General features: G+C 37.3%; 15 protein-coding genes. All 15 read right to left on the reverse strand.

Annotated elements, in window-relative coordinates; all coding sequences use genetic code 11:
* Positions 1 to 47: 47 nt before the first annotated feature.
* Positions 48 to 1,556, reverse strand: coding sequence for a 2-isopropylmalate synthase (locus NC818_05610; GenBank protein MCM8784230.1), 1,509 nt, complete (start codon positions 1,554 to 1,556; stop codon positions 48 to 50).
* A gap of 82 nt (positions 1,557 to 1,638) precedes the next feature.
* The gene (locus NC818_05615) at positions 1,639 to 2,550 is read right to left on the reverse strand and encodes a radical SAM protein (GenBank protein MCM8784231.1); all 912 of its coding nucleotides are present in this window, start codon (positions 2,548 to 2,550) and stop codon (positions 1,639 to 1,641) included.
* On the reverse strand, positions 2,540 to 3,280 hold the full coding sequence (locus NC818_05620; GenBank protein MCM8784232.1) for a hypothetical protein: 741 nt from the start codon (positions 3,278 to 3,280) through the stop codon (positions 2,540 to 2,542). The genes NC818_05615 and NC818_05620 overlap by 11 nt, the downstream gene beginning before the upstream one ends.
* 69 nt (positions 3,281 to 3,349) lie before the next feature.
* Positions 3,350 to 4,087 carry a hypothetical protein gene (locus NC818_05625; GenBank protein ID MCM8784233.1) on the reverse strand — a complete coding sequence of 246 codons (738 nt, stop codon included), beginning with the start codon at positions 4,085 to 4,087 and terminating at the stop codon, positions 3,350 to 3,352.
* A gap of 51 nt (positions 4,088 to 4,138) precedes the next feature.
* Positions 4,139 to 4,792 (reverse strand): hypothetical protein, encoded by a 654-nt coding sequence (locus tag NC818_05630; protein MCM8784234.1) that lies wholly within the window; start codon positions 4,790 to 4,792, stop codon positions 4,139 to 4,141.
* A 52-nt stretch (positions 4,793 to 4,844) separates the two neighbouring features.
* Positions 4,845 to 5,588, reverse strand: coding sequence for a hypothetical protein (locus NC818_05635; GenBank protein ID MCM8784235.1), 744 nt, complete (start codon positions 5,586 to 5,588; stop codon positions 4,845 to 4,847).
* 136 nt (positions 5,589 to 5,724) lie between these two features.
* Positions 5,725 to 6,432 (reverse strand): hypothetical protein, encoded by a 708-nt coding sequence (locus NC818_05640; protein MCM8784236.1) that lies wholly within the window; start codon positions 6,430 to 6,432, stop codon positions 5,725 to 5,727.
* Between the two features lie 266 nt (positions 6,433 to 6,698).
* A complete protein-coding gene (locus NC818_05645; protein ID MCM8784237.1) occupies positions 6,699 to 7,178 on the reverse strand; it encodes a hypothetical protein in 480 nt (159 codons plus the stop codon).
* 44 nt (positions 7,179 to 7,222) lie between these two features.
* Complete coding sequence (locus tag NC818_05650; protein MCM8784238.1) at positions 7,223 to 8,188, reverse strand: tetratricopeptide repeat protein; 966 nt, start codon at positions 8,186 to 8,188, stop codon at positions 7,223 to 7,225.
* A gap of 29 nt (positions 8,189 to 8,217) precedes the next feature.
* Positions 8,218 to 9,087 (reverse strand): PD-(D/E)XK nuclease family protein, encoded by an 870-nt coding sequence (locus tag NC818_05655; protein MCM8784239.1) that lies wholly within the window; start codon positions 9,085 to 9,087, stop codon positions 8,218 to 8,220.
* Positions 9,088 to 9,116: 29 nt separating this feature from the next.
* Positions 9,117 to 10,415, reverse strand: coding sequence for a tetratricopeptide repeat protein (locus NC818_05660; GenBank protein ID MCM8784240.1), 1,299 nt, complete (start codon positions 10,413 to 10,415; stop codon positions 9,117 to 9,119).
* Between the two features lie 109 nt (positions 10,416 to 10,524).
* The gene (locus NC818_05665) at positions 10,525 to 11,784 is read right to left on the reverse strand and encodes a tetratricopeptide repeat protein (GenBank protein ID MCM8784241.1); all 1,260 of its coding nucleotides are present in this window, start codon (positions 11,782 to 11,784) and stop codon (positions 10,525 to 10,527) included.
* 27 nt (positions 11,785 to 11,811) lie between these two features.
* Complete coding sequence (locus NC818_05670; GenBank protein MCM8784242.1) at positions 11,812 to 13,251, reverse strand: hypothetical protein; 1,440 nt, start codon at positions 13,249 to 13,251, stop codon at positions 11,812 to 11,814.
* Positions 13,252 to 13,342: 91 nt separating this feature from the next.
* Positions 13,343 to 15,259: a hypothetical protein gene (locus tag NC818_05675; GenBank protein MCM8784243.1), complete on the reverse strand. Its 1,917-nt coding sequence runs from the start codon at positions 15,257 to 15,259 to the stop codon at positions 13,343 to 13,345.
* A 42-nt stretch (positions 15,260 to 15,301) separates the two neighbouring features.
* Positions 15,302 to 16,114: tetratricopeptide repeat protein (locus tag NC818_05680; GenBank protein ID MCM8784244.1), on the reverse strand; the 813-nt coding region annotated here is incomplete at its 5' end.

The following is a 16,114-nucleotide window of genomic DNA, read 5'->3' on the forward strand; positions in this document are numbered from 1 at the left end:
TCAAATATCCCCGAAAATATTCATAATTAAATAGCTCACTTGTCTTATTACCCTTTGTAAGCAATTTTATTTATCGCATTTACATAAGCTTTCGCCGAAGCCTCAATTATATCCGTAGCGGCTCCGCGACCAGTAAAAAGTTTTCCTCGGTATCTCAGTTTAATGGTGACTTCACCCAATGCCTCCCTCCCCTTGGTAACCGACTTTATGGCATAATCCTCCAATTCTCCTTTTATCCCCGTAATTCTCTCCACAGCTTTATAACAGGCATCTACCGGCCCATCTCCCGAGGCAGCATCTTGAATTATCTTATTCTTATGCTTCAGTCTTACGGTAACCGTAGGTATAGTATCTGTCCCACTTACAATGTGCAAGTATTCTAAACTCCAAATGGGAGGAATTTGTTTAATTTCATCTTCTATAATCGCTACTATATCTTCATCGAAAACCTCTTTCTTTTTATCCGCTAATTCCTTAAAGCGGGAAAAGGCACATTCAAGCTCTCTGTCAGATAATCTAAAACCAAGTTTCTTCAATCTTTCACTGAAGGCATGGCGACCGGAATGCTTTCCTAAGACTAATCCACTTATCTTTAAACCAATATCCTCCGCCTGCATTATTTCATATGTGCGCGGTTCTTTTAATACTCCATCCTGATGAATTCCTGATTCGTGTCGGAAAGCATTCGCACCAACTATTGCCTTGTTGGGTTGGACTACGAATCCTGTCAGACTGGACACAAGTCTACTTGTTTTATAAATTTCCGTTGTGCGAATGTTGGTAGCAAAAGGAAGAAAATCGTTACGTGTTTTAATTGCCATAACAATTTCTTCCATTGCCGCATTTCCTGCCCGCTCTCCTAAACCATTAATGGTACACTCCACCTGCCTTGCTCCATTCTTTATCGCCGAAAGAGAATTAGCTACTGCCAACCCCAGGTCATTATGACAATGAACACTAATAACTGTCTTATCTATATTCGGCACGTTCTCCTTTATTAAACGAATCAATTCCCCAAACTGCTGAGGCATAGCGTAACCCACCGTATCAGGAATATTTACTGTTTTTGCCCCCGCTTTTATCACTGCTTCGAGAACGCGATACAAAAATTCCTTTTGGGTGCGGGAAGCATCTTCAGGAGAAAATTCAACATCAGAAGTAAAATTTCTCGCATATTTAACCGCTTCTATTGCCTGTCTCAAAACCTCCTCTTCTGCTTTACGCAGTTTATACTGCATATGTATTTTAGAAGTCGCCAGAAATACATGAATCCGGGGATGTTTTGCTTTTTTTAAGGCTTCTTTAGCAGAGTCAATATCCTTCTTTAAAGAACGCGCTAAGGCACAAACAATTGGTTTCTTTAACTCCTTGGCAATTAAAGAGACTGCTTCAAAATCACCTGGCGAAGCAATAGGAAAGCCTGCTTCAATAATATCGACATTAAGATGTTCCAATTGTCTGGCAATTTCCAGTTTTTGTTTCGTCTCCAGGCTTGCGCCGGGTGCCTGCTCACCATCGCGCAAGGTTGTGTCAAAAATCAGAATTTTCTCTTTCATCTGGTTACTTCCTCCTTTAGGCATTATATTAACATAAGGCGGGAGTTTAAGGCAAGTAATTTCTGTAAATTTAAGGAAATAACTATTTAATAGCGCCCCTTCTCTGTAAAGTTTCTCTTTCTCCAATAGGCGAAACCTCTACCTGCTCTGCTTCGTAGACCATAACAATCTCTAAACCCATTCCCCAGAGAAACTTATCAAATGTTTCCTTTATCCTTAACATCTCAGGTGCTTCTAGGAGAGAATCTACACGAGGACGAAGAGGGGTATTTAACTGAATCTGGTCTCCTGGTTTAAGCCCTAAACTTTTTACTATCTGGGCTATTCTTTCTACGCCCTGTTTATTTTCCTGAGTAAACATAATCTGGATTCCCATTCTGCCGGCATAAACTCTTCTAAATTCCTTTATCCCCTCTATTACCGCCGTAAAACTCAAATCTGGATGAGGACGGTTCATAATCTGGAAAGACTCTTCATCATAGGCATCTATCTTAGCAATGACAAAATCAATATCTCTTAAATCTTCCTGAACATCTCTTTGACCTAATAAAGTGGCATTGGTAAGGATAGCAATGGGTATTGAGGTAATATCCTTTATCCCTTTGACTATTTGTCCTAAATTGCTTGCTAAAGTGGGCTCACCTGTCCCCGAAAAAGTGAGATAATCAATTTTACCCGAATAGTGTTCCAAGACAAATTTTACTTCCCTGATTACTTCCTCTGTGTCAACAAAGACACTTCTTCCCCTTACAAAAACTTCGGTAGGTCCTATTTGGCAGTAAAAACAATCAAAACTGCAAGTCTTGTCTTCTTGAGAAATGGGGTCGATTCCCAAAGAAGCACCTAAACGCCAAGAGGAAACTGGTCCATAAACATATTTAAGATTGTATCTTTCCATGTCCACCTTTTTAGCCCTCCTTGCCAAAGCATTTTGCTTAAAAGATAATACAATTAAACTAACTATCCCTAATAAAATTATCTTTCTAATCCTCATCTCTTAGCAATTCTAAAAATTGCTCTTCTATCAATCTTATGTGTTCCTTATAAGTAAATTCGGGAAACTCTAAAATAACCAAAGCCTCAAGCTCAATCCCTTTATCCTTGAGTATATATATTATACTATTTAATTGAAAAACAATCTCCCCCAATTCTGGTTTGTAAGTAGGAGATTTTCGGTTAGAAAAAAATGACAAATCTATAACCAGAACCACCTTCCCCAATTCATCTCCTCGGGGTAATTCAGAAAGTCTCTCTAGAAGATAAAGGGGGTCACTGTAAATACCCCTTGCCTCATTAGCCATGCGCTGTAAATTATTTTTCCAATCAGGATATTGCTCTACATACTTTGGGAAAACTACATAAATTTTATCTACGAGGCTATTTTCGCAAATATAACTAAGCCAATTGGTGTTGCTAAGTCTTGAAGTTCCATAACGATTGTAATCAAGGTAAGGACTGAGTACCACAAGAGTTGGGTTACTGCTTACAAATCCCCAGTGTATCTTTTGTTTAAGCCAAATGGCGATACCTTCAGGATAATCTATAATCGCAAACTGAAAAGGATATCCTTTGTTACTTACATAGCCCGAATAAGAAAGTCCTCTGTCCAGTACTCGGTATCTTACTAAAGGATAATTTACTACGCGTACACGCCGGGCATAACTAAAGGGACAAGAGATAAAAATAATTAATACCGTAAAAATACAGATAAATTTTTTATTCATTGTCGATAATACCTAAATATTTTAATCTTTTTTAGCAATAGATTCTTAGCGGTATTCATCCTGAGTATATTACCTATATCCCCAGAACGCTTTAAGTAGCGTGTCTCTAATGAATACTTCCTTATCCATGGTGGTATATCCGGGGGAAAGAGCAATGTTTAAAGCGGCGATGCGGATATTTTTTTCCCGTAAAACTTTAACTATCTCTTCTACTTTGCCTACAATTTCCTCACCCGATGCGGTATGAAAAGGGTCGTAACAGGAAAACCAATCGCAGTCAATGGAAAGCACTATGGTCTCACCATAAGGTAAATCATTTAAACTATCAATATCAGATAAATCAGGAAATACTGTTTTTTCCTTAGATAAAAATGCAAATTCCCGAAATATTTCTCTTTCTTTTATTGCCCAATTCGGGAACAACAAACGCGCCCGACTGCAGAGTCCCTCACCAAGCACAAAACGCACCCAGTTTGCACTCTGGGGCGTATCTCGATGTCCCCAATAGTCGCTATGGGCATCAAGATACACCAGAGTTAATCCTTTGGGTAGACTCCCTTTTTCTATCATACTTTTTAACCAAAGATATGCTGAAACATGATGTAAGGAAAAACTTACCGGGAAAGAGAAACTGTATTGTGAATCTATCTGAATACTTTTTATCTCAGTACCTACCACCTCAACAATCTCCAAAGGATACCTAACCTCCTTTATTCTGCGCGCATAGACAGAAGGGTTAAATATTAAAAGATTCGCTAACAAACAAAATATCCCCCATTTTATTGGCTGGGCGTAGCTTATCTCCATCGCTTCACTTTCCTTGATAATGTTCTATTACTTTTTTATAATGTTCAAAACTTAAATAAATCCCCTTCTAGCATCGTAGTAATAACCCATCTTTTCCACAAAAGGAAGTACGTCTTTATCCTCAGATATAAGATACCGTTCTTTAAAACTTTCCCAGGTGAATCTTTCTCTCTCAATCCAGATTGGTGGTTGGTAATAAAACCGCCGGGCAATATTTATAAAACTATCTCTTACTATTTCTACTGTTGTCTGGGTATTAACCTTGACCTTAAGTCTAAAATAAACACCCTCTATTTCTGCTATGCCCTCATTTACCATGCGACGAAGTTCTCTCCCATTCTCCTCTGAGAGTGAGTTTAATTCACCTTCAATATAAGCAAAGCCGTATTGTATATCGTTTCTATCTGCCGAAGACCTTATGGTTAAAATATTCTTATCATAGAGAGTCTCTACTGCTTCGCGTAGAGGAAGCTCTATAAGACGAGGAATGTCTTCCTTTTTATTCCTTATTCTTTCTATAAACCACCCTTGTGGCTCTATTTCTACAAGCAAGCGAACCGAATGTTCTGTCATTGCCTTTCCTTTAACTCTCCGCGCGGAGGCGGCAGGCGGAGCATAAAATAAAACCGTGGTACTGATTATCAGACAAACAAATACCATCTTCTTTATCCTATCCTCATATTTTAATAACTGGATTATATTCATCTCCCTCTTATCCGCCGTAGTCACGATATCCTTAAACGCATATTAAACTCCCTTATTTTATTTCTGCATAATATTCCTTAATTAACCGTTCTGTTTCTTTTAAATCTCCTCCCGCTCTATTAAGAAAGATATTAATCTGGGAAAACGCATCCCAAGAAAATCGCTCCCCGCGCTCTGTCATTATCTGGGTAACCTTTGTAATCACAAATACAAAGTTATTTCTTAGGTAAGGATACTTTATCCAGTTCTCTGCAATTACCTCCTCCTTAAACCGCCTTAAGAAATCATAGGCATCGGGCTGAACATCTTTTTCTTTGGGGTCAATGCGGGTTATTTCAATCAACATCCCCAGTAAAGTTTCAAATCCCTGCTTAATGTCTTTAAGCTCCGTAGGTAAGTCGCATATATCTTTCAGAACCGAATTTAAACAATAGGAACTGGCTCTTAATCGATGCATACTTTCAATTAGAGCAAATACTAAATCTGCTTTTTCTCTGTCTTTTAAGGTAGAGAGGCATTTCAAAAATTCTATTAAGGTATAACGGTCATTTTTACTCAGCTTCCTTATCCTCTCCAGATAATAATAAAAATCTTCCTTGTTAGATATTGCTTCTAAATTTTTAACTAAGGGCATTAATTCAGAAACCTTTAAGTTAAATTCAGAGGCTAAATCACGAACGATGTTGTCAGTATTTCTCTCGGAAACAAAAAGTAGTCTGCGCGCCTCAACAGATGTTGAGAAAAGTAGTAAACCCAGCAGAATAGTTAATAATATTCTTAATCTAAAACCTTTCATCTTATCTAAGTTATTGATATTAATATCAATAAAGTGCTAAATAAAATATAACACCTCTTTGGGGTGTCGTCAAGATAGGAGCAGATATAAAAAACCCTCACTTTTTTTGGGGGGTGGTTTTTATTGAGGAGATTCTTTATTCCGCACCGATGAACACGAGATCACTCAAGACAGCGGGAATATCATCCCGGAAGCGGGAAGGATCCCACGGTCCGTTGTTAAAAGAAATCGTGATATAGGAAAGTTTATCTTGAGAAAACTTCCTTAATTTATCCAAATCTACTACTACCAACCTTGGACTATCTTCTTCTTTTAAAGGATTGGGTAATCTACCCATTAATACTCGCTTAGTAAAGTAAACTGGCGAAACCAGTTGCGACTTACCTTGTGCTTTAATATCTTGACTGAAGGTAAATTCTAAATCAAGATTAACCCTATCACTATTGGGATAAACATAAAAAGCAAAGTATTTTGCTTGGGCAAGTTCTGGAAAATTATTCAGGTCTAATCTAAATCCGATGACTGCCCCGGCAATTGCCCTTTTCTGATCTACAGGTGTAATTATGCCTCTATTCGTATCAATGTGCAGAGTACCTGTCTGATGAGAATAACTGTTCTCAAAAAAAATCTCCCACATTTTGTAAGCAGGATTTACTCCTGCGGGAACAAATGCTTGAGAAATTACCCTTAATCCCTTCGGTAACAAAGATTCAATTCCACCTTTAGGAATGGGCAACAGATATTTCTCCTTATCACCCAGAAAAGGGTTAGTCGCTTTTGTAGCCTCGCTACTTTGGATAAGCGGAAGCACACTGGTGAAAATCCTCATCCCAATAACCTGCATAGACTGTAAACTGATAAACCTGGATAACCAAACACACTACTAACAACACCAGCGTAACAACCGCCTTCTTTAACGTCTCAACCTCCTTTCTAACTTAGACCGATATAATTATTAATAATGCCTTACTTTTAATATTAAGTGGTAGTTATTTGTAAAGAGTTTATACTTTCAGGCGGAGCATTAATTTATGCGGTTATGGTTATTTAAGATATTTACCACCAAAGTTATCTCGTAACATATTCGTCAAGAGCGGGAATAAATAAATTCTACGGCACATGTTTACTCCACCATAATCTGAACCAAGCAGGAGGAATCCCCATTTGCGCTCCCCCACTAAGCAACCGCGCAAGAACTTCTTCTTCTAAGATCAGATAATCCAAATTCGCATCCTCTACTGGGAATTCTTCATCATTGTTCTTTAGAATACTTGCCTCTTTACCCAAAAACTCTCTGAAGGTAATCTCTCCCTTAAGCCAACCTTTGAGCCGGGCAATAAAACCCAATCTATCGCTTACAGGTATGCGGACATAAACTATACTAAACGGACTAATATCGCTGAACCCCGGAGGAAGTATATGCGTAATAAATACAGGTATAATAACAACCGACTGAGATAATCCATCGTAACTTACCTTAGCATCCTTTATCCTTCTACAAATTACACTCTGCTCTGATATTATAATCTTAAATGTCAAACCTAAAACCAACGCTAACATAGCCAATCCCAAAAAAATTTTTGTTTTCATACCTACCTCCTTTTAAGAAATGGACTGTTAACTTAGCTAATGCATCACAAATAAATAATATACCGCCTTAGATAACTCGCGTTTTCAAAATCCTCTTGTGCTTCTTTAAATCTTCCTAATTTGGCTTTGGCAAGCCCGCGGTTATAGAAGGCATTATAGTCATAGGGATTTAATGCTATTGCCTCATCAAAATTCTTTATGGCAGATTCATATAAACCTAATTCCGCCATTAAAGCCCCTAAATTATAAAAAGCCTCCTCATGCCCGGGGTCAAGGATAAGTGCCTTTTCATAATCGTTAATGGCCTCAGTGTATTCTCCTCTTTCCGCTTTATCAAAACCACTGCTTACATATCTAGCAGCCAATATCCCTTGAGGATAAAGAATATAAATAAATTTATAGTCTCTTGACAATCCAACTTTACCTGATACTTTTTGGAAAATTTTATGGAAGATACTTCGCTCTTTCAAAAGCCATATACCACTTTGAGGCTCATAATTATCTCTCCAGACAAAAACAGGGCTCTGGTAATTACGCATCAAATCTAAAATTAGACAAGATGCGGAGTCTAATCTTATTAGGGTGGCAATGTGCGCAGGATAAACAGAAATTACCTCTACCTCTAAACCTATCTCTCTCCCCAAAACATAAAAAAGTTGACTATAGCCTAAACAATTGGCTTCTCTTGCCTTAAACAGTGTTATTAAATCAAAGATTCTTGCTTCTTCGTCAGGAATAATTTTTTCTTTTATCATCAAGACCAGTCGCACAATCTTCTCTTCAACGGGTAATGTTTTTAGTTCTTCCAAATCAGGAAAAACCTCTTTTATCAAACTAACAATTTCTGCTCTCTCCTCTTCGTAGCCGATAGCGAAAAGCGTCTTTTGTAAGGAAGTTACCGATTCTATATTTTTTAGCCGTCTTGCCTCAATAGACCTCATAAAAAAAATAAGCGTTGCCATACAGAAAACAATATCTGAAATGATATTTCTCTTAAATCTTAGTCCCATATGAATCCTTCCCATCTCCCAATATAAGTTTAGGGAGAAGAATTTCCCGCTGTCTGCTGATTAAGATGGTAATAAGTACTCAGGGCAATAAATTTCTCTAATGCCTGACTTAATTCCTCCTCACTATACGCTTTAAAATGAGGCATTCCTGTCTCTTTATCCAATCTTAAAATACCCACAGTCTCTATGGGAACTAAAAGTGGTTTAAAAACATAATTTTCTCCTTCTCTAACCCAATATCCACCCATCTCCTCTATCGCCGCTTTGTATGCGGATAGTTGCATTACATACTCTGCGAAAAAATCTTTAGCGGTTTTAAAATCTACTAACCACAACGTGCCATCAACTGTTGCTAACATGTCAAAAGTCCCAGCATAACCATGTTCTAAAGAAACCACTACGCCCTCTAAAGCCACCGGCTCCAAGTGGTTTGTCTCTAGCCATTTTAAAAATGCGCTAAAGGCAGTTCCTGCTTCTTGCGGAGGAGAAAAAGAAGAAGGTTGGCCATTCCTTAAATATTTTTCTATTGCTGAATGAACTTTAGTCCCCGTATCTGCAGCTTCATCTCGAGCATTCATTGCCAATCGTAAATACTGATAACTCTTCGTAGGGTCGGGAACTATCTTATTTTTTGCCAAATACTCCACCACCAACCGTATGCCCCAGTTTAATAAGCCAGGTTTATTTAAAATCCCCAGAATGGTTGTAACCGAAGGAGTTTTCACTCCATTAACCGTATAAATGTGCTTTGTGGGATTAAAGGTTATGTTTATAGCATCTGCTTTTGCGGTTCGCATCCGCCGTAATTGATAGTCTATAAAACCATAATCTATCTTAAAAACCATAAAACAAAAAATAGGCACCAAATACACTACTTCTAACAATCTATTCCTCTTCATATTAACCTCCTCTCTTTAATTCTAAAAAACTAACCCTCTTTTAGCGACGATGATAACAATTCCTGTATTTCTTGGGGAAACTGCTCATATAATTTTTGGTCTAAGCGTAGCGCTTCTCTAAAATCCGCTAATGCCTCTTCTTTTTGATGAAGGTCAAAAAACCTAACTAAGCCCCGAGCAACATAAGCTCTTACATAATCAGGTTGAATCTCAATAGCTTTGGTATAATCACTGACTGCCGCTAGAATAAACCCTAATTCTTCAAAAACGCTCCCCCGATTGCAATAAGCTAACGCATTATCCGGTTCAAGTTCAATGGCTTTGTTAAGGTCGCTGATTGCTTCATCATATAACCCCAATTTAAAGTATGCACTACCGCGGTTAGAATAAGCAGAAGCAAGTCGGGGACTAAGTTCAATAGCTTTGTTAAAATCGCTAATTGCTTCCTTGTATAAACCTAGTTCTTTTTTTGACACTCCGCGACCGCAGTAGGCCTCAGCAAAATAAGGATTTAATTCAATAGCCTTGTTAAAATCTAAAACTGCCTCCTGATGCAAACCTAATTCTTCTAAAATAACTCCACGGTCGTAATACGCTATATAATAATCAGGATTTAGCTCAATTGCCCGGGTATAATTTGCAATCTCTTCTTGATATAAACCTAATTTGCCTCTAGCAGATCCATAATGACAATACCTTACAGCTAATATTCCTCGCTCATCTAAGCGCTGAATAACCTCATAGCCATTTCTGCGTAAAGAATCCAATAAAGAAGAATTACCTTCTTTCAAATGCCAAATACTTGCTTCGCATTGGTAGGTATTATCCCAATTAAAAATCTCACTTTTACCATAAAACATTCCTTCTACAGCCAAATCTAAAAGCATAAATCCTTCTTCTAACTCTATTAGATTGGCTACATGTTCCGAAGAAACCAAAATTATTTCTACCTCTAACCCTATTTCTTTCCCCAGAATATAGAAGAGTTCACTATAGCCTACACAGTTTGCTCTTTTTTCTCTCAAAACATTGATTAAATCACACATGTCTTCCTGGTAAATTCCAACCACACTCTTTATCATCGATACCAATTGTTCAATTTTCTCTTCAACAGGTAAGGTCTTTAGTTCTTCCAATTCGGGGAAAACCTCTTTTATCAAACTAACGATTTCTTCTGCTTCCTTTTCATAGCCAATAGCGAAAAGTGTCTTCTGTAAGTAAGTTACCGATTCTATATCCTTTATCCGTCTTGCCTCTAAAGTCCCAAGAGGAAATAAAATTACGCTTAAAAAAACAATTCCTGTTATCTTAAGTATAAAACTATTCATTATTCTATTTTCCTTCGTGTAACCGCATATACTCACGCGTACGCTGATAATACTCCTGATAGACTTGTTTGAAATAGTCCGCGTATAATTCTGATCATCAAAATTCAGTTTATTTTCTGAGTAACTCTTTTATTTCCTGAGGAAGTAAATCATATAAATCGGGATTTAATAAAACAGCAGTTTTTAAATCCTGAATCGCTTCTTCAAATTGACCTAACCTATAGCGCACTAGTCCGCGTGCGGAGAAAGCTGAGGCTAAAAACGGATTTAAGACAAGCGCTTCTGTATAATCTGAAATTGCTTCCTCCAATTGGCCTAATTTAACTCTCAAGTTTCCCCGATTTAAAAACGCTAAAGCATAATCAGGTTTTAGTTCAATGGCTTTATCAAAATCATTCATTGCTTCTAAATATCGTCCTAGTTTATACCAACTAATACCACGATTTAAAAATGCCAATGCGTAATCGGGCTTAAGTTCAAGAGCTTTTGTATAGTCGCTTATTGCTTCCATAAACTGCCCTAAATCATGTCTTACAATACCGCGATTGTAGAAAGCTTCCGCTAAAGTAGGATTTAATTCTATAGCTTTTGTAAAATCTAAAATTGCCTCTTCTAACTGTTTTAACTGCACTCTGGCAACTCCGCGATTGCAAAAGGCGAAAGAAAAATCGGGCTTAAGTTCAAGAGCTTTTGTATAGTAAATAACCGCTTCGGCAAAATAACCTAAGTCATGTCTGGCAACTCCACGGTTATAATGCCTGCCAGCAACGATCTCTTGTTCGTTCAAACGTGCAGCCAAATTGTATTTCCCAGACAAACCCCTCCCTTCTCTAAACCGCCATAAATTACCATCCTGGACATAATTCTCTCGCCAAAAAACTGTTATTCCTCTAATATCTAAGAAATCATCGGTTAAATCCACAATCACAAACTGAGAACCAATTCTTATTAAATTTATAGCGTGGTTAGGATAAATTAAAATTATCTCTGCCTCCAGACCAATCTCTTTACCCAGAACATAAAAAAGTTGACTATAGCCAAAACAATTCGCTTTTTCTTCTCTCAAAACTGCAGTTAATTCAAAGGTACCTTGCTCATAAGTTTTAATCTTCTCCTTTATCATCAAAGCCAGTTGTTCAATTCTTTCCTCAACAGGTAATGTCTTTAGTTCCTCCAAATCAGGAAAAACCTCCTTTATCAAAGCAATAATTTCTTCTACCTTCTCTTCGTAGCCGATAGCAAGAAGCGTCTGGTGTAAGGAAGTTTTTGCTTCAATATCCTTTACCCGTCTTGCCTCAGTTGAAAAAGTGCATAAAAATAATAAGCTCAAAATTAAAAAACAATAGGTTTTTATCTTAATTTTTTTCATCTTTTTCTTATTAATAAACTAGAGTAACTAATAGACCAGACAGTAATCACTGGAATTTTTTCTATAGCAGATGTATTCTCTGCCATCTTCCTTAGTCCGCCATATGCTACTTATACATGTATCACCGTATTCGGTATTTAGAAACACACGCTCTTTTAGCAATAAATAATTATAGAGTGGCAAAAGATTACCCTTTTCTATTTCTTTGATAACGTAAGCCCTCAACAATTCTGGAGTAGTAACAAAACGGGAGAACATCTCTGCAAAGGTCTCGTGGAAAATAATCGTCTCACTTAAATTCCTTGATTTACTATTGTAAAAAGATTCCAAGAATTCGACATCTCCACGGAAACCATTTTTGTAGAAATTAATACCCCCTACAAAATCTTCAAAGATGTGCCCAATTTCATGAACTAATATATAACCACTTGCTGACTTAAACAGGTCAATCTGAGACATGCCAAAGAATAAAAAATCAACATAAAAGGCTAATCCTGTAGAAATACTCGGTATCCCGGGGTAGATAAAATCTGAATAACTACCTTCCAAAAATCTTATGCGATTTACTGCCTTGAGTATGTCTTTCGGGAGCAATTGAAGAGCAAAGGCTAGAGCTTTAATTTCTTCAAGCTCAAACTTTCTTAAATTCTGTTCTCCACCAATCTGGATACCGCTTTCTCTTGCAGCCGTAAGGAAGTTTTCTATCAGATTGTCTTTGAAATTTTCACCCTGATTAAATTTGTATCCCCCATCAACATCTTTTCCCCATAACCGCAGGACAAGATAGGAAAAATCAGGAATAATTGCGTAGGCGGGATAGCGACTATTAGTGTTTAGTGCTAAATCTCTTACCTCTCTTGCTGAAGTTATAAGTTTATCCTTTTGGATAAATTCTGCCAAAAGAGGATTATACATAAACTGCCATTTTTCTTCCTCCGGTTTTTTATAGGCCACAAAAGTCATCGCTCGGATGCCTTTTTCGGTAACAGTTGGGACTGTAACCAAACGCACATCATCTCCTGCCGCCCTAAGGGCAAGGGCTTGAACAAAAATTAATTCCTCTAAAGTAGCATCTTTATTATTAAGTAATGTATTTAAAGGCCTGCAAACAAAATCAGAATTAAAAATCTTAGGTATTAAACCTTCCGCAGAAATGTCAAAAATAGAAGAGTAGCGGGTTATTTCTTCAGTAAGTGTAAGTATTTTATCGGCGGTATCATAGTAAAATAAAGTTTCTAATTCTTCTTCCAACAATGTTTCTCTTGCCCTTAAATCAGGAAAATTTCTCCCGACATATGTCATAGTAAAGGACATTCCCTCAAGGTTTAAAATATATTCTTGGTTATCCTCTGCAGTAATAGAAGAAATAGGTATATCCGATGGAATTTCATATACTTTGTTTACTGTATCTGAGAATCCTAATCCACAATTAAATACGAAAGTAAAAATGATAATAATTATAAACATATTTCTGCCTTTTCTTGTGAAATAATCTTCCACCATAGATCACAAAAAGAATCCAATCTATTTTTAACATTTCTAAAATATTATCTCTTATCTAAGGAAAAGAAATCTTTACGATACTTTTCCTTACCGCATCAGCCACATAGATAATGCCATCTTTTTCAAGCATACCACCCTGAGGTCTGACTATACTGCCAAAAGCAATATTTTTATACTCGCCTGTTAGCAAATCAATTATTACCAGGTGATTATCTTGTAAATCAATTACATAGATAATCCCATCTATCTCAACCATCTCTTCTGGTTTAATCAGGCTTCCCCAAGCAATATCCTCATAGTCACCGCTTTCTAAATCAACCCTCACCAGGCATCCTTTTCCCCAGTCGGCCAAATAAGCGATCCCCTCTTTTACAACAATATCTTGAGGTGTAACCAAACTACCAGCAGCAATATCTCGGCATTCACCGCTTTCTAAGTCAATTCTCACCAACCAACCTTTTCTCCAATCCGTTACATAAACAACTCCTTCTTTTCCTATCATTTGCCGAGGCTCAATCAGACTCCCCGGAAAAATATTCTGATATCCACCGTTGTTTAAATCTATCTTTACCAAACCCTGTTTTCCAGCATCAGCCACGTAGATAAAATTACCATTTTTTACCATTGAACACGGATCAAGTAAACTTCCGGGGGCAATATCTTGAAACATCCCATTGCTTAAGTCTATTCTTACGAGGCACTGCTTTCCCCAATCAGCTACATACATAAAATTATCCTCCAATACCATATGAACAGGATCGCTCAAGCTCCCTGGGGCAATATCTTGAGATAGGCCACTGTGTAAGTCTATTTTAACTAAACATCCTTTACCCGCATCAGCAACATAAATATAATCTCCTTCCATCACTGTAAACCGCGGATTAATCAAATTACCGGTCGCAATATCTTCTACCCTTAAACTCCGGAGTTCTAACTGCCTATAGGCTTGAGATTCTCGGTTTTTAACTAATATATTATTAATAAAATCGCTCAATTTATCCACTGTAGGCTTTCCTCCATCAGCAACAGAAGAGAGGGTATTCGCAGTTATTTCTTCTCTAAATAAACCGATAAAATCTTGCAATTTATCTATATTTTCATCCACAATATAACCATTTAACCCCCATTCTGCCAGATAACTCTTAAAACCTTCTTCTAAGATATTAGATATCTCTCTATCGCTAAAACCGTTCCTGAGCGAGTGATAGGTTAAAGTAATCACCCACTCGCAGATTGCCTGGCCAACGGAAAAATAAAGGTAATCATAAGGGTCAATTTTAGAAACATGGGCAAAATCCCTTAAGCCCGATAGACCTATATTGGAATAACACAAATTTTCTGCAAGCTTTTCTATGCCGCCGAGGGGATAATAATTCCAAAACCATTTTCTGCCGGAACCTCGTTCATGGGTTAGCGGAGAAAGCGATTTATGCAAGTAACCTACCTGAAGTAAACGGGCAAATTGGGTTATGGAACGCAGAGCACATTCTTTCATCTTCTCGACATCTTTTATATCCTCAGGATAAATAAAATAATCCTCAGGTGCAATATAGGTTATATACTGGTAGGAACTATCTACAACAGTTGGTTCTCCGTGGAGCTTACCTTGGTATTTAAAGATAAAGATGCCATTTTCGCTTATCACAAATGGAACAAAATCTAAACCCCTGGTGTTCAATTCCCGTAACATTTCTGCTTCCTTTTCTAATTCAGCCAAAGATTCTCCTTTTCTTAAGAATTTAAACGCCTGCACTAGACCATTGCCAAGAGGTATAACTGCAGTGCGGGAATGCCAGCTAGAGGAAGAAAGATTCTCCAGATACGATGGTAATTCCCTATTAGATAAAAAAACGCTGTATGGAACAACCTGCTCATTTATGATATGCACTCTACGGGCAAAAGCTGGTTGCCAAGAAAAGATAATCAACACCAAAATAACCAACCATTTAATTTTTAAACCAAAAACCTTCATCTTAAACCTTATCCTTTCCGCTTTATAAAATATTCACTGTTATCATTTATCTAATAATGCTCGTATTTCTTTAGGAAACTGCTCAGATAACTTCGGGTCTAAGCGCAATGCTTCTCTAAAATCTGCTAATCCCTCTTCTTTTTGATAAAGGTTGAAAAACCTAACTAAGCCCCGAGCAACATAAACTTTTGCATAATCAGGTTGAATCTCAATAGCCCTTGTGTAATCATTGAGGGCATCATCGTATAAACCTAATGCAGTTTTTACAGCGCCGCGCCCGAAATAGGCGTCAGTATAATTAGGATTGAGCCCAATCGCCTTTGTGTAATCCTCAATCGCCTCTCTATGCATACCTAATTCTGCCAAACAATTACCACGTTCGTAATATACGGTACAATCATTTGGGTCAAGTTTAATAGCCTGGTTGTAGTACGCTATGGCCTGTTTGAAACGACCCAAAATCGCCTCATTAAATCCGTAGCTAAAATATCTGGCTGCGATTATACCATCATCATTTATTCTTTCGATTAATTTGTATCCTCCTAATATATCATTTAAGGGATTATCTTCTTTTAAACGCCATAATGATCGGGAAACCTTTTCATAAATTTCTTCCCAGATAAAAACAGGACCCTGATAAATAATATCAGGGGCTAAATCTAAAATTGTATAGCCATGACCTAATTCAAACAAATTTGCTACGTGCGTAGGAAAAACTGAAATTATTTCTACCTCTAAACCTATGCTCTTACCTAAAACATAAAAAAGTTGACTATAGCCAAAACAATTCGCTTTTTCTTCTCTCAAAACTGCAGTTAATTCAAAGGTACCTTGCTCATAAGTTTTAATCTTCTC

It is taken from the genome of Candidatus Omnitrophota bacterium (assembly GCA_023819145.1).
GTDB lineage: Bacteria > Omnitrophota > Gorgyraeia > DTHP01 > DTHP01 > JBFWKV01.